We start from the raw sequence: 25,627 nt of genomic DNA on the forward strand, positions 1-25,627 counted from the left end.
TGCAATTCCTGCGTGCACCTTTTAGCAACACTAATATGTCGCTATTTCTTCCGCCAACAGCAACACGCCCGAGCTGCAACAACAAACTTGCAGGTTAGGGTGCCCTTATTCGATTTTGCGTCGAAAATCCACGATCACCTTGTGCGCCTTGCAGCTTCGCGTCATCGCCCGCTAAAGGCGATGCGGGATTCGCTAATATGAGCCTCGTGCACAAAAAACCCGGTTCCCTCCAACGCGCCCTCTTGCGGCCTTTGAGAGCACTTCGCCGGGAATTACCCCGAATAGGCTCCGCCGGATCACGCTCAACCACGCTGCACATCGATGCCGCCCCCAGTGGTTCAGCCACCCGCATTATCGCCGAGAAAGCACCAACGAGCTCCGACGCCACCCTGGTAGCAACCGCCACCGGCGCGGATCTGCTAGATCCCGCCCACCACGAAGACCCAACGCCCATCCCATCTGCTGCCAAATCGCGGGCAGCTTCGCAGCCATTGCAGTTGAACTATGCCGAACTGCGGCGTTTCGCCATTTTGCGGTGGATGGGCACAGTGGGCGCATTGCTGCTTGGGCTTGGAGCCCTCGGTGCCGGCGCGCTTCCGGTGCGAGAAAACCCCTATAACGGATTTCCGCTCGGTTCACTCATGGGCAGAATGCTCCAGGCATCGACGGTATTGAGCTTCATCGGCATCGGGTTGATCGTCACGGCCTGGTTACTCATGGCACCTTTTACCGGCGCGTTATGGCGGCCAAATCAGCGCGCGGCTGGCCTGGTATCTACTTCCATGCTCAAGCGCACCTTTGTGGCATGGACCTTTCCAATCCTGCTCAGTGCGCCGATGTTTACCCAAGACATCTACTCCTACCTCGCAAACGGCAAGATCATTCGCATGGGGCTCGATCCCTATAGTGCAGGCCCTATCGATCTGCTTGGAGCAGGCGACGTCTTAGCGCGGAGTGTGCCCTTTATCTGGGCGCACTCCCCTTCCCCCTATGGCCCCGTTGCATTGGGCCTTGCCTCGGCCATTAGTTGGCTTACTCAAGACAGCATCGTGTGGGCCGTGGCCGCCCACCGCCTGCTAGCCATCGCCGGAGTCGCGCTGACAGCCTGGGCGGTGCATCGACTAGCGCTGCGGTGCCATGTCACCCCGCAGGCAGCCTTTTGGCTTGGCATCCTCAACCCAATCACCATCCTGCACCTCATCGGCGGTATCCATAACGAGGCAATCATGCTCGGGCTTGCCATGGCCGGCATGGAATTTGGGCTCAGGGCAAGCGATCGGATCGTCCTTGGTCGCGTGCGAAGCTCAATGTGGTTCCTCATCGTCTCCGGCGCGCTTTTAAGTTGCGCTGGCATGGTCAAAGTCACCGGCTTTATCGGCCTCGGCTTCGTGGGCATGTCCTTTGCCAGAGCCCTGCACGCACGCGGTTCAAAACACATCACCGCCATTGGGCTGGCCGCCCTTGCGTATGCGACGGTGCTGCTGTGCACCATCGCCCTGGTCAGCCTCATCACCGGCATCCCGCTCGGGTGGATCACCGGCCAAGGCGGAGCCGTCTCAATCCGAAGCTGGATGTCGATTACGACCGCTATCGGCGTCATCAGTGGCGGCTTGGGCATGCTGCTTGAGTTAGGCGACCACACCGATGCGATGCTGAAGGTAACTCGCGCTGCCGGTCTTGCAGTCGCCGCAGCATTTATTCTGCGCATGTTGTTGGCCACCTACCGCGGCACCATCGCCGCCATCGGCGGTTTGGGGGTAGCCACCTTCGTGTTGGTGATTTTCTTCCCCGTGGTCCACCCCTGGTACATGCTCTGGGCCATCATCCCGCTTTCGGCCTGGGCCAATCGGGTGATTTTCCGCTGGGCAGTCACCGCATATTCGGCGCTCGTGAGCTTTTTCGTGCTCCCCCGTGGTCTTTCGCTGCCACCAGGCACGGTGCTCAGTATTTATCTCTTCGCAGCCATCGCGTTCGGGGTTTCTTGGTGGTTTTTGCGGTGGGTATTCAACCGTCCAAGCCGTCGGGGCTTAAACTAGTGTGCCGTGATCGCTCAAAGCGCAGAAATAGCACTGGAATTAGACACGGTAACCAAATCCTTTGGAGCCAAGACCGCCGTGAACGGGCTTTCGCTGCGCGTTGCTCGCGGAGAAGTACTGGCTTTACTCGGCCCTAACGGCGCAGGAAAGACCACCACCATCGAGATGTGCGAGGGCTTCCTTCGCCCAACCAGCGGCAACATCCGAGTCCTTGGCCTTGATCCCAGCCGCAGCCCAGATGCGTTGAGGCAGCGAGTAGGCATCATGCTCCAAGGCGGCGGTTCCTATTCGGGTGTGCGCGTGGAAGAAATGCTGAAGCTCACCGCGAGCTATTGCAAAGATCCACTCGACGTGGAATGGCTCATCGAGCTCCTTGGCCTGGGCGGGGTCAGAAAAACCACCTACCGTCGCCTCTCCGGTGGCCAACAGCAGCGCCTTTCGCTCGCACTGGCGCTGGTGGGACGACCCGAGCTGGTGTTCCTCGACGAGCCCACCGCCGGCATGGACGCGCAATCACGCTTGGTGGTGTGGCGGCTGATTCATCAGCTCCAAAACGATGGCGTCACCGTCGTCTTAACCACCCACCTCATGGACGAGGCCGAGGCTCTTGCCGATGCAGTTGCCATCATGGACCGTGGCGTATTGGTTGCAAGCGGAACCCCCAATGAATTGCGTCAGTCGAGTAATCACGCGGCGTCGATAAGCTTCCAAACCACAGCACCCTTGGATCTTGCACTCTTGCCCGATGCACTCGCAGCGCACGTTTCGCAGACGCGCCCGCTGCATTATCACCTTCGCAACACCCCCACCCCGGAGCTTGTGGCCGCAATCTGCCAGGCCGCTGCGCAACAGCATGTGCTGATTCACCACTTGGATACCGACACGCCCACCCTTGAAGATATCTTCCTCGACCTCACCGGCCGCGAGCTCAGGAGCTAACACCATGGCAACAACGAAACGCACCCTCGATGCTCAAGGTTTCGAACCCGGCACCTTCAGCCCCAATCCCACTCGCGCCTCGGTCGCCTCCATGCTGCGTGCCCAAGGGATCATGGAAGCCAAGCTGTTCATGCGCCACGGCGAGCAATTGCTGCTGAGCTTCATCATCCCACTCGCCGGCCTTATCGGGCTCTACTTCTTCCCGGTGGCAGATACCAAGATGGACAATATCGTGCCCACCATCTTGGCCATGGCAGCCATGAGCTCCGGTTTTACAGGTCAAGCCATCTCGCTTGCCTTCGACCGCCGCTACGGTGCCCTCAAACGCACCGGAGCCAGTGGTGTGCCCGCCTGGACCATCGTTTTAGGCAAAATCATCGGCGTGCTCGCGGTGAGCTTCGTGCAACTGCTGCTGCTTGGTTCCACCGCGATGTTCCTTGGATGGCAACCAGAAGGCATTGGCATCATCTTCGGCCTGATCCTGTTCTTCTTCGGCGTTGCCACCTTCACCACCTTCGGCCTGCTGATGGGCGGTTCTCTTTCCTCCGAACTCGTGCTCGGCTTTGCCAATCTGCTCTGGTTCGCCCTCGTTGGTGTGGCATCAATCGCCATGATTGGCCCTACTCCCCCGAGCATGGGCCTCGAGTTGGTGCCTTCCGTTGCGCTTGCCGACGGCCTCCGCACCGCATTTGCAGGCCAAATGCCGGGACCTCAGCTCGTCATTCTGGCCGGCTATTGCGCCATCGGTGGCCTTGGAGCCAGCCGCTGGTTCAAGTTCAATTAGCCACCTGTGTCCGATTCCACTGCAACCTAGCACCGCCGGCATGAGCGCTTTTGCACTCCAACAATGAGGTATCAGCGCAGCTCAACTGAGTTTGAGGCTTAGTTTTTCTTCTTCGCGACGCGCCACCGGGGTGCAGGCCTAGGCCATCGCGGCAGCAAGGTAGAATCATTGACCGTGGCTACACAAACTACTTCTGCTCAAAAACCTCGGTTGGAGCGCCTCAGGCAGCAAAAGACTCAAAGCCTTCTGGCCTTTTTGCTCATGGTGGCTCAAGGTGGCATCACCGTAACCGGTTCGATTGTGCGCGTGACGGGTTCAGGCCTTGGCTGTAATACCTGGCCGAATTGTCACGAAGGCTCGCTTGTACCGGTCGCAGGTGCAGCTCCCTGGATTCAACAGCTCATCGAATTCGGTAACCGCCTCCTGACCTTCGCGCTGATCGCTATTGCCATCGCCTTGTTCATCTCGGTGCTTCAACGACGCAAAGAGATCATTGTCTACGCGTTGCTGCAGTGCTTTGGCATCGTGGTACAGGCAGTCATCGGCGGTATCTCCGTGCACCTCGACCTCAAATGGTGGGCCGTTGCCCTGCACTTCCTGCCCTCGATGATCCTTGTGTGGCTCGCCGCAGTGCTGTGGGTACGGGTAAAGCAACCAGATGAGGGCACTCCCCGAGTCATCATCCCCTCTTCCCTGCGCGCCCTCGCCGTGTTCGGTGCCTTCTTACTTTCCATCGTGCTGGTAACCGGCACCATGGTTACCGGCGCCGGCGTTCACGCGGGCGATACCGGGGTTGGCATGGAAGGCCGCCTTGACGTTGATCTTGGACTCATGGCGCATATTCACGCATGGGTGATGTACGTGTACCTCGCTGTGACCATCGTGCTCGTCGGTGCCCTGGTGGCCAAGAAGGCTCCGGCGAATCTTCAACGCAACGGCTGGTTGCTCATCATCATGATCGTGGTCCAAGCCGCCGTCGGTATTTTGCAGTTCCGTCTCGGCGTGCCACGTTGGACCGTGCCCGTTCACATCGGCCTGTGCTCCTTCGTGGTGGCGTGCTGCGCTGTGCTGTGGGCCCAGGGCAAAGTGCGCGAAGTCCAAGAGCCTCGCGTGCAATAACACACCTCACCCAGCCGGCTGCACAGCAGCACAGCATCGAAGGCTCAAGCGAAGACTTGGGGTTGCGGTGCAAACTCGAAAGCCGCGTAGCGTGGAAGAAGGACCCACGCTGCGCGGCATTGTTGTGTCCTTAGCACGCCTGCGGCGCTCCGCTGGCGTGTGTGGTGGTGCAGGCAGATCAATCGAGCGCAATCCTTGCATTAGAGTGTCTGCTATGGATTGGATATTTTGGTTGACCTTTATTTGCGTATTCAGCGCCGTGTACGTCACTATCACCGAATTGCGCAGGGAGGCATCAGCAGCACAGGTTGGACTGTGGGCAGCAGCCTGCTTGGTATTTCCTATCCTCGGCTTTATCGCCTGGTTCATACTGCGCAAAAACGCCTAAGCTTTGAGCGCCAAAGCCCTCCGAAGAAGGCCAATGGAGAGGCGAAAAACAACACCGCCGTTTGCGCATGAAAGCATCAAACGGCGGTGTTTTTGGCTTTGCCCGCATTGGAAGGCGATGGGGTTTAAAGCATGTGGGAGATCTGCTCGAGGCCTAAGATCGCGTCGAGTGAGAGGCCAACGAAAAGCGCAGCCAGGTAGTTATTGGAAAGGATGAAGAGGCGAAGCGGGCGCACGTGCGTGCCGTGTTGGACACCGCGGTGAAGCTTGTGGGCGACCACAATGAACCAGACACCTGCGATGATCGCGGTAGCCGCATACAGCCATCCAGCAGCGGGAATGAGCAGGAAGGTGACCAGCACAGTAGCCCAGGTATAGGCCACAATCTGCTTGGTTACCTGCTCTTCAGTGCGAACCACCGGCAGCATGGGCACACCTGCTGCGGCGTAATCTTCTTTGTACTTCATGGCCAGAGCCCAGGTGTGTGGTGGGGTCCAGAAGAAGATAATCAAAAACAGCACAATGGCTTGCCACCAACGAGCAGGGGTGCCATCCGGGAGATTATCGACGATGGCGGCCCAACCTACTACCACCGGCATACACCCTGCGGCTCCGCCCCAGACGATGTTCATATGCGTGCGACGCTTGAGCACCTTGGTGTAGACGAAGATGTAGAAGCCGATCGTGGCCATCACGAACAGTGCGGCGATCAGCGAGTGACAGACAAGCCAAAGCCATAGGAAGCTGGCCACGGTGAGTGCCCAGGCAAAGACGGTGGCTTGGGTATTGCTCACGGTGTGACGAACCAGCGGGCGTTTGGAGGTTCGGCCCATTTTCTGGTCGATATCGGAGTCGGCCACCATATTAAAGGTGTTGGCTGCCGCCGCGCCCATCCAGCCACCGAATAAGGTGCCCAACATTAATCCGAGGTGAATATTACCACGATCTGCCTGCAGCATCGCGGGAATGGTGGCGACGAGGAGAAGCTCAATGACCCGTGGCTTCGTCAGCGCAAGGTAGGCCTTGATTCTCTCCAAGGGAAATCCCTCCCATAGCTCGTGGTTCTATTGCAAAAGGTGGTGCCCATCGTGCTCGTACCCACATCAAGGCAGTTGCCAGCAGCGCTCCAGGTGGAGTCTACGGGCATTTGGTATCCCTTCGTTGAAGCAAAAGGAGGCCAAAGTTAGTGGTCGGCTGTGTTGAGTAAAAAGTTCCGCCCTCAAGCAAAAATCTTTCGCCACAACAGCGTGAAATCCCTGCAGGCTCCAAAAAGCCGCCAGGGATCATGCTTGCCACCGCTTCAAAGCACCCACCTCATGGGCATCCACTTCGGTGTGGTGCTTTGCATTGGTTGTCGCTACTTACCCATCTGAGTCAGTAGGGTTCCCATACTAGCTGGCTGGGTGAAACTTTCCCCAATGCCACTCCGAGTTGCACCCTCGCACCCAAAGCGACGCCTCGGTCTTAGGGGCAAGAACCGGAAGTATCTGGTGCTTACCCAACAAGACGCACAGTGAGTTGCTGCTCAATCTCGCGGGGCTGGGCGGGAGTATGCCCAGGAGCTGGCATCGCTCGCTACTATGGAGGCAGCGATTCTCGTTTCGCGCCTTTTCTTCGCGCGGTGTGGATCTCTTTGAGTTGTCACCTTCTGCATCGAATGCCCAGAGCATTGGGCAGGAAGAGCTTCGAGGAGATCACCGCCTATCGCGAGGCTTATTTGGTGCGCGGTGTCGTGCTAACACCATGTTCTAAACGATGATTAAGGACGGCCTTTCGTGACTTTGGCTCCGGAACTTCAAGCATTAACCAAGCGCAATTACCCCTCGGATTGGACTGAGGTGGATACCTTGGCCGTGGACACGGTGCGTGTGCTGGCCGCCGATGCGGTTGAAAACTGCGGATCGGGCCACCCGGGTACCGCCATGAGCCTGGCACCGCTGGCGTACACCCTGTACCAGCGCGTGCTTCGCCACGACCCGAACGATGTGCACTGGCCAGGCCGCGACCGCTTCGTGCTCTCCTGCGGTCACTCCTCTTTGACCCAGTACATTCAGTTGTACTTGGGTGGCTTTGGCCTCGAACTTGAAGATCTCAAAGCACTGCGCACCTGGGGCGCCAAGACCCCCGGCCACCCGGAGTACCACCACACTGACGGCGTGGAGATCACCACCGGCCCTCTGGGCCAAGGTCTTGCCTCCGCAGTGGGCATGGCCATGGCGTCGCGTCGCGAGCGTGCCCTGTTCGACCCCGAAGCTGCCGAGGGTGAGTCCCCCTTCGATCACTTCATTTACGTCATCGCCTCTGATGGCGACCTCGAAGAAGGCGTGACCGCCGAGGCTTGTTCCTTGGCTGGCACCCAGCAACTGGGCAACCTCATCGTCTTCTGGGACGACAACCGCATCTCCATCGAGGATGACACCCAGATCGCCTTCACCGAAGATGTTGTTGCTCGTTACCGCGCCTATGGCTGGCAGGTTATTGAGATTGACGGTGGCGAAGACGTCGCTGCCATCGAGCAGGCCGTCGCCGAGGCTCAGGCCGAAACGCAGCGACCCACCTTCATTCGCCTTCGCACCATCATCGGCTACCCCGCCCCCACCATGATGAACACCGGCGCCGTCCACGGTGCTGCATTGGGTGCTGAGGAAGTTGCCGCTACCAAGCGCGAGCTCGGCTTTGATCCCGAGGCTCACTTCGCCGTGGAAGACCGCGTGATTGAGCACACCCGCGAGCTTCAAAACCGTGGCGCACAGGCTCACGAGGAATGGCAGAAGCTTTTCGACGCTTGGGCGGAGCAAAATCCCGAGCGTAAGGCGCTCTTCGATCGCCTATCGCGCCGCGAGCTGCCCGAAAACTTCGACGCCGACCTCCCCTCCTGGGATGCCGATGAAAAAGGCATCGCTACCCGTAAGGCCTCGGAGGCCGTGCTTCAGGCACTCGGCGCAACCATGCCGGAGCTTTGGGGTGGTAGTGCAGACCTGGCAGGTTCGAATAACACCGTGATCAAGGACTCCCCCTCCTTCGGCCCGAAGGAGATCACCACTGATACCTGGACCGCGCAACCCGGCGGTCGCAACCTGCACTTCGGTATCCGCGAGCACGCCATGGGCGCAATCCTCAACGGCATCTCCTTGCATGGTGGCACCCGCCCCTATGGCGGCACCTTCCTGATCTTCTCCGATTACATGCGCCCCGCTGTTCGCTTGGCAGCACTGATGAACGTGGATGCCTACTACGTGTGGACCCACGACTCCATTGGTCTGGGTGAGGACGGCCCTACCCACCAGCCGGTAGAGCAGCTTGCTTCGCTGCGTGCAATTCCCAATATGTCCATGATTCGCCCGGCCGATGCCAATGAAACCGCCGCTGCTTGGCGCGCCGCCTTGCAGTACAAGGCCGGCCCGAAGGGCTTGGCGCTGACGCGTCAGAACGTGCCAGTGCTTGAGGGCACCAAGGAAAAGGCACGCGAGGGCGTTGTCCGCGGCGCATATGTGCTCGTAGAGGCTTCGAAGGAGACTCCCGACGTGATCTTGATGGCCACCGGCTCTGAGGTGCAGCTTGCAGTGGAGGCTGCCAAGAAGCTCGAAGCCGATGGTGTTGCAGCTCGCGTCGTGTCTGTGCCGTGTCTTGACTGGTTCCTTGAGCAAGATGCCGAGTACCAGGAATCGGTGCTGCCATCCGAGGTGCAAGCACGCGTATCCGTCGAAGCCGGCATCGCTATGCCGTGGTACCAACTGCTTGGTTGCCGTGGTCGTGCCGTGTCCCTGGAGCACTTCGGCGCTTCTGCTGCCTACCAAAAGCTCTTTGAGGAGTTCGGTATCACCACCGATGCAGTGGTCGCTGCAGCCCAGGAAACACTGCAAAGCTCCTAGTGAGGTTAAGCCTCAAGCCTTAACACCGAGGCTTGAAGCTGCTCACACTTAGCACACGATGCCCATGCCCGCGGTGAAACGCGGTAGCATGGGCAACGTCTTTTCAAGGCCTAAGACGAGTCAATCAGAAACGATGTTTTTTCAATGAACGCTATTCAACAACTTGCAGAACTTGGCACTTCTACCTGGTTAGACGATCTCTCACGCGATCGCATTAACTCCGGCAACCTTCGCGAGCTCATCAGCACCAAGCACATCGCGGGCGTTACCACCAACCCCGCGATTTTCGCCGCAGCGATGTCCAAGGGCAACGCCTACGATGAGCAAATTGCCACCCTCAAGGCAGAGCAAGCAAGCGTGGATCAAGCCGTCTATGCCATGAGCATCGACGATGTGCGCGCAGCCTGCGATGTATTTGAAGGGGTCTTTGAGCAGACCCAAGGCAAAGACGGTCGAGTCAGCATCGAGGTTGATCCCCGCATCTCCGAGGATCGCGATGCCACCATCGCGCAGGCACGCGAATTGTGGTCTCGCGTTGATCGCCCCAACGCCATGATCAAGATCCCCGCCACCGAAGATTCGCTGCCCGCAATCGTGGACGCACTGGCAGAGGGCATCAGCGTGAATGTCACCCTGATCTTCTCTGTGGCGAGGTACCGCCAAGTCATCGCTGCCTATAAGGAAGGTATCCAGCGCGCAGCAGACAAGGGCCTGGATGTGTCGAAGATTCACTCCGTTGCTTCCTTCTTTGTCTCTCGCCTCGATACCGAGGTGGACAACCGCCTTGAAGCCATCGGCAGCGAAGAAGCACTTGCGCTTCGCGGTAAAGCTGGCGTAGCCAATGCTCGTCGCGCCTACCAGGTATTCCAGGAAGCATTTGACCAGGCCGAGCTGCCAGAAGGTGCAAATGTTCAGCGCCCACTGTGGGCTTCAACTGGTGTGAAAAACCCTGATTACCCCGCCGATCTTTATGTCAGCGAGTTGGCCGGCCCGAACACCGTGAACACGATGCCGGAGGGCACGATCGACGCTGCTATCGAGGCGGACAATATCCACGGCGATACGCTCAGCGGCACCGCGGAGGAAGCTGAGCAGGTCTTTTCCAAGCTGTCGGCTGTGGGCATCGACTTTGAAGACGTGTTCAATGTTCTTGAGCGTGAAGGCGTGCAGAAGTTTGTGGATGCCTGGAATGAGTTGCTCGAATCGATGCAAGAAAATCTCAGCTAAGCTTTAGCAGCTTGAAAAAGGTGGCGGTCATGCTATCGCCACCTTCCGCTGAGTTCGCAACCGTGCAAAAAGGAAGAAGTTAGCCCCTCGTGAGCAACACCTCGTTACCCGATCATTATGAAGCCGATGGCTGGGAAAACCCCTTGCGTAGTGCCTTGGATAAGCGTTTGCCCCGCATTGCCGGACCTTCAGGCATGGTCATCTTCGGTGTCACCGGCGATTTAGCTAAAAAGAAGCTACTGCCAGCCATCTATGATCTTGCCAACCGTGGCCTGCTTCCCGCCGGGTTCTCCCTGGTTGGTTTTGGTCGACGTGATTGGAGCAAAGAGGACTTCGAAGAATATATTCGCAGCGCCGTTGAAGCTGGCGCTCGAACTGAGTTCAGGGAAAACGTGTGGCTCCGCCTTGCCGAGGGGATGCACTTTGTGCAGGGCAACTTCGACGATGATGAGGCTTTCGACCGCCTGGCAGACACGCTGCAGCGTATCGACGAATCCGGTGCCACCTCCGGCAACTGGGCTTTCTACCTCTCGGTTCCTCCTAACTTCTTCTCGGATGTATGCCACCAACTCCAACGCTCCGGTATGGCTGAAGCGAAGGGTAAGAGTTGGCGACGTGTGATCGTCGAAAAGCCCTTTGGCCACGATCAAGAAAGCGCCAGGGAGCTCAATGAGATCATCAACTCGGTGTTCCCCGAGCGATCGGTATTCCGCATCGATCACTACCTGGGCAAAGAAACAGTGCAGAATATTTTGGCCTTGCGCTTTGCCAACCAATTATTCGACCCACTGTGGAATTCCCACTACGTCGACCATGTGCAAATCACCATGGCCGAAGATATTGGTCTCGGAGGGCGCGCGGGATATTACGACGGCATTGGTGCTGCCCGCGACGTGATCCAAAACCACCTGATTCAGCTTCTCGCGCTTGTTGCCATGGAAGAACCAGTGGACTTCACCCCCTCGCAACTCCAGTCGGAAAAGATCAAAGTACTCCGCGCCACCCGGCCAGTGGAGCCCTTCTCTAAGACCACCGCGCGTGGCCAATACGCCTCCGGTTGGCAAGGCTCCGAATTGGTCAAAGGTCTGCGCGAGGAAGAAGGCTTCGACCCCGAATCCAAGACCGAGACCTATGCAGCCTGCACCCTGGAGATCAACTCTCGTCGCTGGGCTGGTGTGCCATTTTATCTTCGAACCGGCAAACGCCTAGGCCGGAGGGTCACCGAGATTGCCTTGGTGTTTAAGGATGCACCACACCAACCCTTCGCCGCCGGCACCAGGGATACCCAAGGCCAAAACGTGGTGGTGATTCGCGTGCAGCCCGACGAAGGTATGTTGATGCGCTTTGGCTCCAAGGTTCCTGGATCTGCGATGGAAGTCCGTGACGTCAATATGGACTTCTCCTACTCCGAGGCCTTCACCGAGGAATCCCCAGAGGCCTATGAGCGTCTGATTCTCGATGCGCTCTTGGACGAGGCAAGCTTGTTCCCCACCAATGAGGAAGTGGAGCTCAGTTGGCAGATTCTCGATCCAATCCTGCGCTTCTGGGCCGATCACGGCGAGCCGGAGGATTATCCCGCCGGCACCTGGGGGCCGCATTCGGCCGACCGCATGCTCGAGCGTGTGGGACGTTCATGGCGCAGGCCCTAAGCGCTCTGTGCTACCCCAGCATCCAACCAAGCCCGCTAACGTAGCCCTCACAATGGATTAAAGGCGCACCATGATCTTTGAATTGCCCAATACCGATACCCGCGAAATTTCCAAAACGCTTGTTCGTGCACGGGAAACCGGTGGTCAAGTCACCACCAGCCGCGTGCTGACCTTGATCATTGTGGCGAAAGAACGCGATGACATTGAGGCCATCACCAAAGCCACCACCGAGGCCTCCCGTGAGCACCCGTCCAGGGTGATCCTCCTGGTCACTGGTGATGAAGATGCAGCCTCCTCCCTTGACGCATCGGTGAGCATTGGTGGCGACGCCGGCGCATCAGAACTGGTGATTATGAAACTAGCCGGTGAGGTATCCAAGCACTTAGTGCATGTGGTCACTCCCCTGCTGTTGCCTGATACCCCCATCGTCGCGTGGTGGCCTTCTTCTGCTCCCGTGGACCCGGCCGAGGATCCCATTGGCAAGATCGCGCAACGTCGCATCACCGATACCTATAACGATCCGCCCGCAGATGCGCTGTATAACCGCCGGAATAACTACACCTCGGGCGATTCTGACCTTTGCTGGGCAAGGCTGACTCCTTGGCGTGGCGTTGTTGCGTCCTCGCTGGATGTATTGCCGCATGAAGATGTCCATGACGTGCGCGTTTATGGTGCCGCTGAAAACCCGAGCGTGGAGTTGGCCGCGGGTTGGTTAGCGAATCGCCTAGGGGTAGCAGTAACCCGCTATACCTGCGATATGGACGATGCCATTGATGAATTCGGCCAGGCCGCCGTGCCAGTAAAGCGCCTGGAACTCGACCGCGCTTCGGGCACCGTTGTGCTGGAAATGCAAGAAGATCAGGCCACCTTGGCCTTGAGCATTCCGGGTCGCGATACCGCGCTGGTGGCCATCAACCGCCGCTCGGAATCTGATTGTCTGGCCGAGGAACTGCGACACTTGGATCCGGATATCGCCTATGCCAACACCCTAAAAAGCCTCAACCGTATCGAATTCGCCGCCGATAAGCCCAGCGCTTAGGCCATATTGCACTTAAGGATGATGCATGACTGCGCTTGAAGTCCAAGAACTGCCCGATCTCGCTGCCGTTATTTCCTCCGCCGCCGATGGCGTGATTGAAGTACTCGATCGTGCCCGTCGTGGCGAAGGCCTCTACGACGACGGTATGGCACGGATCGTGCTCACCGGTGGTGGCGCGGGCATCGGCACCCTTGAAGAGCTCCAGCGCCGCGGCACCGACCGCAGTGGCGCGCACTTCTTCTTTGGTGACGAGCGCAATGTTGCCCCCGATCATCCCGACTCCAATGAGGGGCAGGCTCGCCGCGCTCTGTTCGACGCAGCCAATGTGCCAGAAGCAAATATTCATGGCTATGGGCTTGGTTCGGTAGATATGGCCACCGCCGCACAGGACTACGAGGAGGTCTTGGCGCAGTTTGCACCCCAAGGCTTTGATCTTCACCTGCTGGGTATGGGCGGTGAAGGCCACATCAATTCTCTTTTCCCCCATAGCTATGCCACCAAGGAGCAGGAACGTTTGGTGGTCGCTGTTGAAGATTCACCCAAGCCGCCTGCGCAGCGCGTTACCTTGACCCTGCCGGCGGTAGCCACAGCCGATCATGTCTGGCTTCTAGTCGCCGGTGAGGAAAAGGCTGAGGCCGTGGCCCAGTTGCGAGCAGGTGCTCCCGCGGAGGAACTTCCCGCTGCCGGAGCGCGTGGACGCAAGTCCACAGTGCTGAAGGTGGCTGCTAACGCTTTATAGGCTTGAGCAAGCAAAAACAGCATCCCTACTGCGAAAGTGCAGTAGGGATGCTGAATGCTTTTTAGGGTCTAGTGCTGCCCGTTATGCGTATGCCTGAATCAGGTTCAGTGCGACGATGCAAGCAATCCAGATCAAGCCAGTAAAGATGGTGACTCGGTCCAGGTTCTTTTCCACCACGGTAGAACCGGAGAGATTGGACTGCACGCCGCCGCCAAAGAGGCTGGACAAGCCGCCGCCCTTGCCACGGTGGAGCAGCACAAACAGCGTCATGATCACGCTGGCGATCACCAGAACGATCTGAAGAGCTAAAGCCATAGGTGGATCCTTGCCATGTTGTAGATAGCTAAATGGGCACAGTCGGGTGCCATACCGTGCACACTATACACCCATTAGAACCAAGCGTGCTCCAGCGACTCGCTGGAGCACGGATGAGAAAGCGCCGAATGTTAAACGGCAGAAGCTGCGTTGGCAGCAAGCTTGGCAAAGGCCTCGCCATCGAGGGAGGCGCCACCTACGAGGCCACCATCGACGTCGGCCTGGCCAACGATCTCGGCCACAGTTTCAGCCTTGACAGAGCCACCGTAGAGGATACGGATGCCTTCGGCCACGGAGGCGTCGGCAAGCTCAGCGATGAGCTTACGAATAGCTGCGCAAACTTCCTGAGCATCTTCAGCCGATGCGACCTTGCCGGTGCCGATGGCCCACACTGGCTCATACGCAATCACGGTGTTGGCCAGATCCTCGGTGGAAAGACCAGCCAGGGATTCGCGGGTCTGCTCCACGACGTAATCAACGTGGGTGCCTTGCTCGCGGATCTCGAGTGGCTCACCGACGCAGACGATCGGGTGCATGCCCTGACCCAGGGCTGCCTTTGCCTTTGCGGCAACAAGTTCAGAGGTTTCCTGGTGGTACTCGCGACGCTCGGAGTGACCAACAACGACCCAGGTGCAACCTAGCTTTGCCAGCATCTGGGCAGACACCTCACCGGTGTAGGCACCGGATTCGTGCTGCGATACGTCCTGGGCACCATAGGTGATTTGGAGCTTGTCGCCTTCAACCAAGGTCTGCACGGAGCGCAGATCAGTAAATGGAACGGTAACGGCTACGTCGACTTTGTCGTAGTAGTCCTTGGGCAGTGCAAAAGCGAGCTTCTGCACGGTGGCTACGGCCTGGAGGTGATCGAGGTTCATCTTCCAGTTACCGGCAATCAAGGGAGTGCGTGCCATAAGTGTGTTGAATTCCTTTCAATGCGATAGCGCCAAAGGCGCCATCTTGACTTGGGAAAAAGCGGTGTTAGCTTTCCAGGACCTGTACGCCCGGCAGTTCCTTACCTTCGAGGAACTCCAAGGAGGCACCGCCACCGGTGGAGATGTGGCTGAAGCCGTCCTCGGCAAGGCCGAGGGAACGAACGGCTGCGGCCGAGTCGCCGCCACCAACGACGGAGAAGGCACCCTGCTCGGTGGCCTCAATGATGGCCTCTGCCAGGCCCTTGGTGCCCTTGGAGAAGGCTTCGAACTCGAATACGCCCATCGGGCCATTCCAGAAGATGGTCTTGGACTCAACCAGCACCTTCTTAAAGCGCTCCACGGTCTCAGGTCCAACATCGAGGGACATCCAGCCCTCGGGGATGGCGTCGAGCGCTACAACCTTGTTCTCGGCGTTGGCGTCGAATTTCTCTGCTGCTACCAGGTCGGTGGGCAGCACGATCTTCTCGCCGTAGGTTTCGAGGAGCTGCTTGCAGTTATCAATCTGCTCTTCCTGGAGCAGGGACTCCTGAACGTTGATGCCCTTGGCAGCCAGGAAGGTGTAGCACATGCCGCCACCGATAATGATGTGGTCAGCCTTGGAGGCGAGTGCCTCGATCACGCCGAGCTTGTCGGAAACCTTGGCTCCACCAAGCACCACGGTATAAGGACGCTTCGGGTCTTCAACCACGGCCTTGAGCACGTCGATTTCCTTCTCAACGAGCTTGCCGGCGTAGTGAGGCAGGCGCTTGGCTACGTCATAGACGGATGCCTGAGCGCGGTGAACCACACCGAAACCATCAGAGACAAAGGCACCGTTTTCGGCGGTCAAAGCAACGAGCTGATCTGCAAATTCGCCGCGCTCTGCTTCGTCCTTGGAGGTTTCGCGGGGATCAAAGCGCACGTTCTCCAGCAACAGTACGTCGCCGTCGTTGAGGCCATTAGCGCGCTCGTGGGCATCTTCGCCCACCACATCTGCTGCCAACGCAACGTACTGATCGAGCGCCTCGGACAGTGCCTCTGCTACCGGAGCCAGGGAGTACTTATCGTTGAATTCACCCTTGGGGCGGCCAAGGTGAGCCATGAGGATAACGCGAGCGCCGCCCTCGACCAGTGCCTTGATGGTGGGGAGTGAAGCGTTAATACGACCGGCGTCGGTGATCTCTTGGTTGTCGTTGAGCGGTACGTTGAAGTCGGAGCGCACCAGCACGTGGCGGCCTTCTACGCCCTCGTTGAGCAGATCCTGCAGATTCTTTGCGGTCATTGAAACCAGACTTTCTGTATATCGTGTTCGTCTTGTTGTGCAAGCATGCTGCTCTCGCTTCGTGGGGCAAGAGTGCGATGCGGGCACACACCTTTGAGCCTAGTCATCTCCAGCACACTGTGTTGGAGCTGTGGGCTGCACCTCAAAGGCTGAAAGAACAATCTTGTTGCTCTTTATACACAAAACCCGGGGTGTACCACGGAGGTACACCCCGGGCTTCGAGGTGAGTACTGCAACCTAATGCAGCGCTCTGAGTCAGATTAGAGGCGCTCGCCCACGTACTCGGTGAGGGTTACAAGCTGGTTGGAGTAGCCCCACTCGTTGTCGTACCAGGACACAACCTTGACCTGATCGCCGATGACCTTGGTCAGGCCAGCGTCGAAGATGGAGGCGTGAGCATCGGTGACGATGTCGGTGGATACCAGCGGATCCTCGGTGTAGGCCAGAACACCCTTGAGCTCGCCCTCGGCAGCCTTCTTGATGGCGGCGTTGACCTCTTCAACCGTTACTTCCTTGGAGCAGGTGAAGGTGAGGTCGGTAGCGGAGCCGGTGGGCAGCGGCACGCGCATTGCGTAGCCGTCGAGCTTGCCCTTGAGCTGCGGGAGCACCAGAGCAACGGCCTTGGCAGCACCGGTGGAGGTGGGCACCATGTTGATGGCAGCAGCGCGGGCGCGACGCAGGTCCTTGTGAGGAGCGTCGAGCAGGCGCTGGTCGCCGGTGTAAGCGTGAACGGTGGTCATCAAACCACGCTCGATGCCGAAGGCATCGTCGAGCACCTTAGCCATGGGAGCCAGGCAGTTGGTGGTGCAGGAAGCGTTGGAGATGATGTTGTGGTTCTCGGGATCGTAGTCGGTGTGGTTCACACCAACAACGAAGGTAGCGTCCTCGTTCTTTGCAGGAGCAGAGATGATGACCTTCTTGGCGCCAGCGTCGATGTGAGCCTTAGCAGCCTCGGCATCGGTGAAGAAGCCGGTGGACTCGATCACGATGTCTACGTTGTTCTCGCCCCACTTGAGATCCTTGGGGTCGCGCTCTGCAGAAACCAGGATGCGGTGGCCATCAACGGTGATCGACTCATCGTCGTAGGTGACCTCCTTGCCCAGGCGACCCAGGGTGGAGTCGTACTTGAGCAGGTGTGCCAGGGTCTTGTTGTCGGTGAGGTCGTTGACGGCAACAACCTCGATGTCCGAGCCGCGCTCGCTGAGAGCACGGAAGAAGTTACGTCCGATGCGGCCGAAGCCGTTGATTCCTACGCGAATCGTCACTGTTGTCTCCTCAAAATAGAGTGATCGTTATTGGAGGCCAGGTTGAAGATTCCGTGTTGCCAACTTTGTTGGTTTATATCCGGATTGCTTCCGTTTTTTCCTGGCGCAACCTCAAGTCCGAAGTGTACCGAGCAAAACGGAAGTGTGCAGAAGTTTGTTTTCTGTGGGTTCTCAATCGGGCGCCACGCCCTCATGCATTCGGGGGTGCGTTCGGCGGTGTGGTTGCTAAAAAGTTCAACTTAGTACCGCTGGCTAGGCAGAGTTTGGGGGTTTCGCCCCTCAAATGGAGGTGCTTATCCCACACCACGTTCCACAGAATCGTATGATCTGATCTTCACGCCCAAGCACATTGTGAATCTAGACACATTCCGATCGGGCAAAGCAGACACCAAGCAAAACCCAAGCAAACAAAAACAAAAGGCGCGAGAGTCATTGACTCTTCGGCGCCTTCCGTGAAGCAACTCGTGGTTGCTAGGAGCCTATGGGTTAGGAGGACTCGTCCTGCTTTTCCATACCTTTGACCCTTGCGGAGGTATCCGGGATGCCCAATTCTTCCGCGCGCTTATCCGCCATATGCAAAAGACGACGGATCCGCCCCGCGATTGCGTCCTTGGTCATTTGCGGATCAGACAGCCTTCCTAGCTCTTCAAGGGAGGCATGACGGTGTTCGAGGCGAAGTTGGCCTGCTTGAGCGAGATGATCTGGGATGTCGTCACCCAAAATCGCCATCGCCTCTTCTACCCTTGCGGCTGCATGCATGGCGGCGCGAGCGGATCGGCGCAGATTCGCGTCATCAAAATTGGCCAGACGATTCGCACTCGGCTTGGCCTCGCGCTGCACGCGCTTTTGATCCCACAAAAGCCGTGCCGTGTGCGCCCCCATGCGCGAGAGCATCGCACCTACGGCTTCGCCGTCTCGCACGCTTACCTTTTCAACACCGCGAGATTCACGCGTTTTCGCTGCCACTCCCATCCTGCGGGCGCACCCCACCAATGCCAATGCTGCCTCTTGGCCGGGGGCTGCCACATCGAGGGAGGAGGAACGATTGGGATCCGAAAGGCTGCCGGCGGCAAGGAATGCACCACGCCATGCAGCTTCTGCCACTTCCACTGTTCCGGACACCACTTGCAACGGCAGCCCGATGATCTGGTGGCCTCCGGGGCTTACCATGCCTGTTCTGCGGATCAATTCTTTTGCGCCGCGTTCCACGCGCACCTCGTAGAGGTAACCGCGTTTGGGTGCTGGTGTCTCGGCAATATGCGGCAGCGATCCGACAATATGCTGCACCTCAAGCGCGAAACGCTGCGCTACCACCTGAAGTTCGCTGCGGAAAATCACCACCAGCCGGTGTTGTTCCACACTTAACTCGCCGCCGAAGCGGATCATGCCTGCAAGCTCGGCCAGGCGCTCTGCACCGTGTTGGGCCTGAACGCGAACGAGCTCAGCTTTTGCCTGATCCGATAACGCCGACATGAGTCTCACTTTCTTCCAGTACTGAAATGTTCAAGCCACCCGCTTGAGCCTTTTTGGGCTTCGGGCAGCCGCCCTGGCTGCCGTTGTGGCTGCCGTCGTGGGTAGCCACCCTGGCTGCCGCCATTGCACCCACCTTCACCGCGGCGGGTGGGCGCAAGTGATAGTGCTGCCTTAGGCTACCTCAACTCCAAAGCACCGCGATGCTTTATCGGTGATATTCGCTTTTGAGTGCAAAGGCGAGCTTGGCTGGGTCGTGGCGATCAAGCAGCATGCCGTCTTCGTCTTCTTCGCGCAGATCATAAAACCCGATGCGCGCACCGAGTGTTTGGGCCGCGCGTTCAAGGTGAACGCGATCTGATTGATTGGGAATCATTTGAGAATCCACAATGACGACATCGGCGCGCAGGCGGTGATCGTGTTGGGCGAGGATGTGCAGATGACGTTCAGCGCTAAAACCTGCAGTCTCGCCGGGTTCGGCACTGAGGTTGAGTACCACCACACGCATCGCTTCGGTCTTGGCTAAGGCTTCGGTGATACCGTCGACAAGCAAATGCGGAATCACGGAGCTAAACCAGGATCCAGGCCCGAGGGTTACGATATCCGCCTGCTCGATGGCCTCGAGGGCTTCTGGTGCCGCCTTGGGGTGCTCAGGGATTAACCGGACCCTTCGCACCGTTCCGGGGGTCGATGCCACAGCCACCTGGCCTCGTACCTCTCGCATGATTCGCGGATCATCATCCAGGCCGGAAACTTCGGCCGCAATGTCGAGTGGCCGGGCACAGACAGGCAATACTCTGCCTTCGGCGCGGATCGTTGCCTTTAATAAGTCCAGCGCTTTGATTTCATCACCGAGGACGTCGACAAGCCCGGCGAGCAAAAGGTTGCCCACGGCGTGTCCAGCGAGGGCACCATGGCCACCGAAGCGGTGTTGGAGCGTCTCCTCCCAGACCTGCCCGGTGTCGTCGAAAGGCGCTAAGGCAGCAAGCGCCATGCGCAAATCCCCCGGCGGGACTTGCCGAAGTTCTTTACGGATGCGCCCGCTGGAGCCGCCGTCATCGGCGACGGTGACGATGGCGTTGATGCTGCGATGCTCCAAGGAGCGAACAGCGCGCAGAGTTTGGAACAGGCCGTGGCCGCCACCAAGGCAGGCGAAAGCCGGCGAGTTGAGTGCTTTCATTGCTCAAGCCTCCAAGCAGGCTAATTACGCGAAATATCGCGGTGTTGCACATTGACGTCTAAATCACCACGATCTCTGAGGCGTCGACCGATTTCCTCGGCGATCGCTACTGATCGGTGGTGTCCGCCGGTGCAGCCAATGGAGATGGTGATGAATTTCTTGCCCTCGTGCTCAAACCCTGGGCGCATGTCGTCGAACATCTCCATGAAGTGCTCAAGGAAAGGTTCGGCCGCGTCCTGGCTGAGCACATAATCCGCCACGGGCTTATCCACGCCGCGGAAGGGTCGAAGCTCTGGCACCCAGAACGGATTTGGCAAAAAGCGCACGTCGATCATCACGTCAGTATCGCGCGGTGATCCGTGTTTGAAGCCGAAAGATTGCACGGTGACGTGCTGGCGTTTATTGGCAATCGAGGAGAAATTCGGTTCGATCACGCGGCGAAGATCATGCACGGAGAGATCTGAGGTATCGATAATCACGTCTGCAGATTCGCGAACCCCGGACAGCATTTCGCGTTCGCGTTCAATGCCCACCATGAGCGTGCCACTGCCCTGAAGCGGATGCGTGCGACGGAGATTATCAAAGCGCTTGATCAGCACGTCATCGCGGGCGTCCATGAACATCACCAGTGGCTTCATGCCGCGTTCGGAAAGCTCCGCAATGATTTGTTCGAGGCTGCCCACAAATTCTCGCGAACGCACGTCGGTCACCACCGCGACTTTGTCTACCGGCGAGGTTGGATCGGCGATCATCTCTGCAAGATGGACGATCAATTGCGGGGGGATATTTTGGGTAACAAACCAGCCCATATCTTCGAGCACCCGCGCCGCGGAACTCAGGCCCGCACCGGACAACCCAGTAATCAACACCGGCGGAATCTCGGTGCGCGGTTCAACATCGGAGCGAAGGTTCATCATCATGGTGGCCAGTCTAGCTTTTCGACGCCTCGCCATCAGCACCATGCAGCGCCTCATAACAGGCCTGGGCGAGCTTCACTCCAAAACCCTTCACCTGAGCAATCTCATCGACGCTGGCAGCTTTGAGCTTTTTCACCGAACCGAAATGCTGCACCAGCGCCTTTTTGCGCACCTGGCCTAGACCCGGTACTGCATCGAGCTCCGAGGCGCGCATCCGCTTCGAACGCTGTTGGCGGTGGAAGTTGATGGCAAAGCGGTGAGCTTCGTCGCGAAGCTGCTGGATTAAGTACATGGCCTGAGAATTGCGCGGCAAAATCACCGGCTCATCATCACCGGGAACCCACACTTCTTCGAGGCGCTTTGCAATACCGATCAGCGCCACATCGACGATGCCCAGTTCATCAAACACCGCCTGGGCAGCCGCCACCTGCGGTGCACCACCATCGACGACGAAAAGCTGCGGCGGATAGGCAAAGCGACGCTGCTGATCTTGTTCGGGATTCGCTTCATCTTCAAAACGCGCCTCATCAGCCTCATCCGGCAACGCGCGAATATCTTCTTTGTGGCGTGCGAAACGCCTGCGTGTTACCTCGGCAATCGAGGCAACGTCATTGGAGTGCCCGTCTCCAGCGGCCTCTTTGATGTGATAGCGCCGATAGTCCTGCTTCTTGGGCAAGCCATCTTCGAATACCACTAGGGATGCCACCACATCGGTGCCTTGGATATGCGAAATATCGGTGCACTCAATTCTCAAGGGTGCCTGCTCTAGCCCCAAGGCCTCTTGCAGTTCTTGCAGTGCCTGCGAACGGGCACTTAAGTCTCCGACTCGCTTCATCTTGTGCTGTCTGAGCGCATCCTTGGCGTTTTTCTGCACCGTCTGCATCAGCGCGCGCTTATCGCCGCGCTGCGGAACTCGAAGATCAACGCTAGCTCCTCGAAGACGACTCAACATCTCCTTGGTGCGTTCCAGGTCCAGTGCTTCGCGGTCGATTAAGACTTCCTTGGGCACCACGCGGTGGATCCCATCATCGCGCGTCCACGGCAACGCCTGATGGCTTTCTTGATCGACCCCTCGGCGATCAATCTTTTCTTCTAAACCAGCAGCACTTTCTTCTTGTTCAACGGCATCGGAATAGAACTGGATTAAAAAGGTCTGCAGCAATTCTGCGAGAGCCTCGTCGCCATCTTCGGTTCTTTCCACTACCCAGCCACGCTGGCCGCGAATCCTGCCAGACCTGACGTGAAACATCTGGATGGCTGCTTCGAGCTCATCTGCCCACACGCCCACAACATCGGCGTCGGTGCCGTCGCCAAGCACCACGGCCTGCTGCTCAGTGATCTTTTGCACCGCCTGCAGATCATCCCGAAAGCGTGCAGCACGTTCAAAATCCATCTCCGCTGCAGCCTCATGCATCTGGGCACTCAAATCCCGCACCACCGCATCGGTATGGCCTGCCATAAAACGCAAGAAGCCCTTCACAATCTCGCGGTGCTCCTTCTCACTGACCTTGCCTACACAAGGCGCAGAACACTTATCGATATAGCCCAAAAGACATGGCCGACCCAGCGCCTCGTGCCGGTTGTAGACCCCCTTTGAGCAGGTGCGAACCGGAAATACTCGGGTGAGTAAATCAAGCGTTTCACGTACTGCCCAGGCATGGGAATAGGGGCCAAAATAGCGAACGCCTTTGCGCCGCGGGCCACGATAGAAAAAGGCTCTGGGGATGCGCTCGCCTGTGCTTACGGCCAGGACGGGATAGGTTTTATCGTCGCGATATTTAACGTTGAAGCGGGGATCAAAACGCTTGATCCAGGTGTATTCCAGTTGGAGGGCCTCAACCTCACTGGCAACAACCGTCCACTCAACCTGGGAGGCAGTAGTAACCATCTGGCGAGTGCGCGGATGCAATTGCGAGAGGTCTTGGAAGTAATTCGATAGGCGCGCGCGAAGGTTTTTCGCCTTGCCTACATACACCACGCGCCCCGATGGGTCGCGGAATTTATACACCCCCGGTTCCGTGGGAATGGAGCCGGGGGCGGGACGGTACTGTGCCGGATCTGTCACGGGAGCAAATCTTCTAATCTTCTGGCATGTAGCGGGCTTCAAGAGCACGGAAGGCCTGGACATCGGCAACGGCCTGGGCTCCATCAGCAGCCTGCAATGCCCACAACGCCACATACTCAAAATCTGGCAATTCCAAACGGGCCATTCTTGCGCCCTCGGGGAAGTTCAGGCCGTAGATAACCAGCCATGGGTAGAACTTGGTGCCCAAGAAGTTGCGTACCTCTACCCCATCTTCATTTGCCTGAACCCGCGGACGCCACAGCGCGATAAAGACGATAGCTGCAAGCAACACGCCAACGAGGAAATAACCCCACTGGTCAATCACGGTCACGGTGGTGCCAGTGTCACCGATGGCGACGACCACTGCGAGGAATACATGCAGCAGCACAATCACCGTGGCGGCGATAATTGCCCAGAGTCGCATCTTGCGGGAAACAATCGTCAAAGTCCAAGGCTTATTGCTGGTTAGTGCTGCATCGGCTGCAACATAACGCTGTAATTCCTCGTCACTGAGACGGCGATTGCTCAAATTTTCCACGTCACTCATCTCGTCGCTTCTCTATCCATGTTCATTGCTGTGGGCAGCGTTGCAGGACCTGGTGGCCAAGATATCCCGATCCATCTTAATACCGAGAAATCCTAGAGCCTCATTGCCCAGTATTAGCCCGGCAGCGCATTGAGCGCCTTGGCGCTATATAGTGCCGCGAGTGTGGCCTCAGCGCCTTTGTCTTCTTGGGAGTCCTCGAAGCCTGCACGATCAACGGCCTGCTGGTGCTCATTGCACGTCAGCACACCATTGCCCACCGGAGTCTCAGCATCGAGCGCGACCCGAGTCAAACCCTGAGTCACCGAATCGCACACATAATCAAAGTGCGGGGTGCCGCCACGAATCACGCAACCTAAGGCAACCACGGCATCACAGGTGCGAGCCAATTTTTGCGCCACCACTGGCAGCTCAAGGGCTCCCGGAACGCGCACCTCAATGACCTTTGCCCCGGCTTGCTGTGCTGTTGCTTTCGCGCGAGCGTGGAGCTGATCGCAGATTTCCTGGTTCCACATTGCGGTGACAATGCCTACCGTATAACCAGGGGTCTGAATCTGATCGAGCTGCGGTAATCCTGCTACTGCCATCAGTGCCTCTTTCTTAAGTGTCTTGGGAATCCGATGCCGGCAACCAGGGTAGACGATGCCCCATCCGGTCCCGCTTCGTTTCTAAATAGTGCAAATTATCTTCATGCACCCGCACCTTGAGGGGAAGCACCTCATTGCTGAGCACCCCATAGGCGGCGAGGCTATCTTGCTTGCTGGGGTTATTGCTTAAAAGTCGAATGCTTTGTACCTCAAGATCTTGGAGCATCAAGGCCGCTGCTCGATAATCCCGAGCATCCGCCGGTAGTCCGAGGGCCAAATTAGCATCGACGGTATCGGCGCCTTCGTCTTGGAGCTTGTAGGCACGCAGTTTTTCCAGCAGGCCAATGCCGCGGCCTTCATGGCCGCGCAAGTACAACACAATCCCAGTTCCTTCTTCTGCAATGGCCTTCAGCGCAGCGTGGAGCTGATCGCCGCAGTCACAGCGTCGGGAAGCAAAAACATCGCCGGTCAGACATTCCGAATGCACTCGCACCAAGACGTCTTCTGCCCCGGTCACGTTGCCCTTCACTAAGGCGACGTGTTCAGTGCCCTCTCGCTCATCGCGGAAACCGATGCACTCAAAAGTGCCGTAGTCGGTGGGCAAGGTCGTACTGACCACCTTGCTCAAGGTGCGATCCTCTTGCTCACGTTCCCCTGCCGGGTCGTGTTCTTCACGCCAGGCAATGAGCTGCTCAATGGAGATCATCTTGAGCCCGTGGCGATCAGCAAAGGCACGCAATTCCGGCGAGCGCGCCATATCGGTGGGATCTTCTTCGCTTACTAATTCACATAGCACACCCACTGGCTGCAGCCCCGCCAAACGAGCTAGATCCACCGAGGCCTCAGTGTGTCCATCGCGGACCAGCACCCCGCCAGCGCGAGCACGAAGAGGTACCACATGTCCCGGACGGGTGAAATCCTCTGGTTGAGCCGCTTGATCTGCAAGCAGGCGCAGGGTTTCGGCGCGGTGAGTGGCCGAAATGCCGGTGGAACCGTTGGCTGCATCCACCGTGACGGCGTAGGCGGTGCCTCGCTGATCTTCGTTGCGGCGAACCATAGGCGGCAAGGCGAGCCTGTCCAGGTGCGCGCCTTCGAGTGCTGCACAGATATAGCCGGAGGAGTAGCGCACCATAAAGCTCACCAGCTCAGGGGTGGCGCACTCGGCGGCGAAGATTAAATCGCCCTCGTTTTCTCGATCGACATTGTCTACCACCACCACGGCTTCGCCCTGGGCAATCGCTTGGATGGCATCGTCTACCGAGTCGAGTTGGATGGAGTCGTGTTCGGCTTGGGTCACGAT

Annotated in this window: 22 protein-coding genes; 10 read left to right on the forward strand and 12 right to left on the reverse strand. The window is 58.2% G+C overall.

What is annotated here, in order from left to right:
* Window positions 1-197 precede the first annotated feature (197 nt).
* The 5 genes from mptB to IEU99_RS00670 all read left to right on the forward strand — a co-directional run bounded on the left by mptB (window position 198) and on the right by IEU99_RS00670 (window position 5,266).
* On the forward strand, window positions 198-2,036 hold the full coding sequence (gene mptB / locus IEU99_RS00650) for a polyprenol phosphomannose-dependent alpha 1,6 mannosyltransferase MptB (RefSeq protein ID WP_188358267.1): 1,839 nt from the start codon (window positions 198-200) through the stop codon (window positions 2,034-2,036).
* Between the two features lie 6 nt (window positions 2,037-2,042).
* Window positions 2,043-2,975 carry an ABC transporter ATP-binding protein gene (locus IEU99_RS00655; protein WP_128889803.1) on the forward strand — a complete coding sequence of 311 codons (933 nt, stop codon included), beginning with the start codon at window positions 2,043-2,045 and terminating at the stop codon, window positions 2,973-2,975.
* 4 nt (window positions 2,976-2,979) lie between these two features.
* On the forward strand, window positions 2,980-3,759 hold the full coding sequence (locus tag IEU99_RS00660) for an ABC transporter permease (RefSeq protein WP_128889802.1): 780 nt from the start codon (window positions 2,980-2,982) through the stop codon (window positions 3,757-3,759).
* A 174-nt stretch (window positions 3,760-3,933) separates the two neighbouring features.
* The gene (locus IEU99_RS00665; RefSeq protein WP_371869456.1) at window positions 3,934-4,878 is read left to right on the forward strand and encodes a COX15/CtaA family protein; all 945 of its coding nucleotides are present in this window, start codon (window positions 3,934-3,936) and stop codon (window positions 4,876-4,878) included.
* 214 nt (window positions 4,879-5,092) lie between these two features.
* The gene (locus IEU99_RS00670) at window positions 5,093-5,266 is read left to right on the forward strand and encodes a PLDc N-terminal domain-containing protein (protein WP_128889801.1); all 174 of its coding nucleotides are present in this window, start codon (window positions 5,093-5,095) and stop codon (window positions 5,264-5,266) included.
* 124 nt (window positions 5,267-5,390) lie between these two features.
* Here the strand turns inward: IEU99_RS00670 and IEU99_RS00675 are convergent, their stop codons facing one another.
* Window positions 5,391-6,302 (reverse strand): heme o synthase, encoded by a 912-nt coding sequence (locus IEU99_RS00675; protein WP_128889800.1) that lies wholly within the window; start codon window positions 6,300-6,302, stop codon window positions 5,391-5,393.
* A 738-nt stretch (window positions 6,303-7,040) separates the two neighbouring features.
* On the opposite strand from IEU99_RS00675, the gene tkt reads away from it, so the two are divergent.
* The 5 genes from tkt to pgl all read left to right on the forward strand — a co-directional run bounded on the left by tkt (window position 7,041) and on the right by pgl (window position 13,791).
* Window positions 7,041-9,137, forward strand: coding sequence for a transketolase (tkt, locus tag IEU99_RS00680; RefSeq protein ID WP_128889799.1), 2,097 nt, complete (start codon window positions 7,041-7,043; stop codon window positions 9,135-9,137).
* A gap of 144 nt (window positions 9,138-9,281) precedes the next feature.
* Window positions 9,282-10,364 (forward strand): transaldolase, encoded by a 1,083-nt coding sequence (gene tal / locus IEU99_RS00685; RefSeq protein WP_128889798.1) that lies wholly within the window; start codon window positions 9,282-9,284, stop codon window positions 10,362-10,364.
* A gap of 89 nt (window positions 10,365-10,453) precedes the next feature.
* Window positions 10,454-12,013 carry a glucose-6-phosphate dehydrogenase gene (gene zwf / locus IEU99_RS00690; RefSeq protein ID WP_128889797.1) on the forward strand — a complete coding sequence of 520 codons (1,560 nt, stop codon included), beginning with the start codon at window positions 10,454-10,456 and terminating at the stop codon, window positions 12,011-12,013.
* A 70-nt stretch (window positions 12,014-12,083) separates the two neighbouring features.
* Window positions 12,084-13,052, forward strand: a complete 969-nt coding sequence (locus IEU99_RS00695; RefSeq protein WP_128889796.1) for a glucose-6-phosphate dehydrogenase assembly protein OpcA — start codon at window positions 12,084-12,086, stop codon at window positions 13,050-13,052.
* A gap of 25 nt (window positions 13,053-13,077) precedes the next feature.
* Window positions 13,078-13,791 (forward strand): 6-phosphogluconolactonase, encoded by a 714-nt coding sequence (pgl, locus tag IEU99_RS00700; protein ID WP_128889795.1) that lies wholly within the window; start codon window positions 13,078-13,080, stop codon window positions 13,789-13,791.
* An 81-nt stretch (window positions 13,792-13,872) separates the two neighbouring features.
* On the opposite strand, the gene secG is transcribed toward pgl, so the two are convergent.
* The 11 genes from secG to IEU99_RS00755 form a co-directional block, all read right to left on the reverse strand.
* On the reverse strand, window positions 13,873-14,106 hold the full coding sequence (secG, locus tag IEU99_RS00705) for a preprotein translocase subunit SecG (protein ID WP_128889794.1): 234 nt from the start codon (window positions 14,104-14,106) through the stop codon (window positions 13,873-13,875).
* A gap of 131 nt (window positions 14,107-14,237) precedes the next feature.
* Window positions 14,238-15,017 (reverse strand): triose-phosphate isomerase, encoded by a 780-nt coding sequence (gene tpiA / locus IEU99_RS00710; RefSeq protein WP_128889793.1) that lies wholly within the window; start codon window positions 15,015-15,017, stop codon window positions 14,238-14,240.
* A 67-nt stretch (window positions 15,018-15,084) separates the two neighbouring features.
* Window positions 15,085-16,299 carry a phosphoglycerate kinase gene (locus IEU99_RS00715; protein WP_128889792.1) on the reverse strand — a complete coding sequence of 405 codons (1,215 nt, stop codon included), beginning with the start codon at window positions 16,297-16,299 and terminating at the stop codon, window positions 15,085-15,087.
* Between the two features lie 260 nt (window positions 16,300-16,559).
* A complete protein-coding gene (gap, locus tag IEU99_RS00720; RefSeq protein WP_128889791.1) occupies window positions 16,560-17,564 on the reverse strand; it encodes a type I glyceraldehyde-3-phosphate dehydrogenase in 1,005 nt (334 codons plus the stop codon).
* Between the two features lie 486 nt (window positions 17,565-18,050).
* Window positions 18,051-19,037, reverse strand: coding sequence for a DNA-binding protein WhiA (gene whiA / locus IEU99_RS00725; RefSeq protein WP_128889790.1), 987 nt, complete (start codon window positions 19,035-19,037; stop codon window positions 18,051-18,053).
* Between the two features lie 205 nt (window positions 19,038-19,242).
* Window positions 19,243-20,214 (reverse strand): gluconeogenesis factor YvcK family protein, encoded by a 972-nt coding sequence (locus tag IEU99_RS00730; RefSeq protein ID WP_128889789.1) that lies wholly within the window; start codon window positions 20,212-20,214, stop codon window positions 19,243-19,245.
* 20 nt (window positions 20,215-20,234) lie between these two features.
* Window positions 20,235-21,134 (reverse strand): RNase adapter RapZ, encoded by a 900-nt coding sequence (rapZ, locus tag IEU99_RS00735; RefSeq protein ID WP_128889788.1) that lies wholly within the window; start codon window positions 21,132-21,134, stop codon window positions 20,235-20,237.
* 10 nt (window positions 21,135-21,144) lie between these two features.
* A complete protein-coding gene (gene uvrC / locus IEU99_RS00740; RefSeq protein ID WP_128889787.1) occupies window positions 21,145-23,196 on the reverse strand; it encodes an excinuclease ABC subunit UvrC in 2,052 nt (683 codons plus the stop codon).
* A 13-nt stretch (window positions 23,197-23,209) separates the two neighbouring features.
* Window positions 23,210-23,743, reverse strand: a complete 534-nt coding sequence (locus IEU99_RS00745) for a PH domain-containing protein (protein ID WP_128889786.1) — start codon at window positions 23,741-23,743, stop codon at window positions 23,210-23,212.
* Between the two features lie 113 nt (window positions 23,744-23,856).
* Window positions 23,857-24,327 carry a 6,7-dimethyl-8-ribityllumazine synthase gene (ribH, locus tag IEU99_RS00750; protein ID WP_128889785.1) on the reverse strand — a complete coding sequence of 157 codons (471 nt, stop codon included), beginning with the start codon at window positions 24,325-24,327 and terminating at the stop codon, window positions 23,857-23,859.
* 13 nt (window positions 24,328-24,340) lie between these two features.
* Window positions 24,341-25,624 (reverse strand): bifunctional 3,4-dihydroxy-2-butanone-4-phosphate synthase/GTP cyclohydrolase II, encoded by a 1,284-nt coding sequence (locus tag IEU99_RS00755; protein WP_371869457.1) that lies wholly within the window; start codon window positions 25,622-25,624, stop codon window positions 24,341-24,343.
* Window positions 25,625-25,627 lie beyond the last annotated feature (3 nt).

This window comes from Corynebacterium pelargi, assembly GCF_014635485.1.
GTDB lineage: Bacteria > Actinomycetota > Actinomycetes > Mycobacteriales > Mycobacteriaceae > Corynebacterium > Corynebacterium pelargi.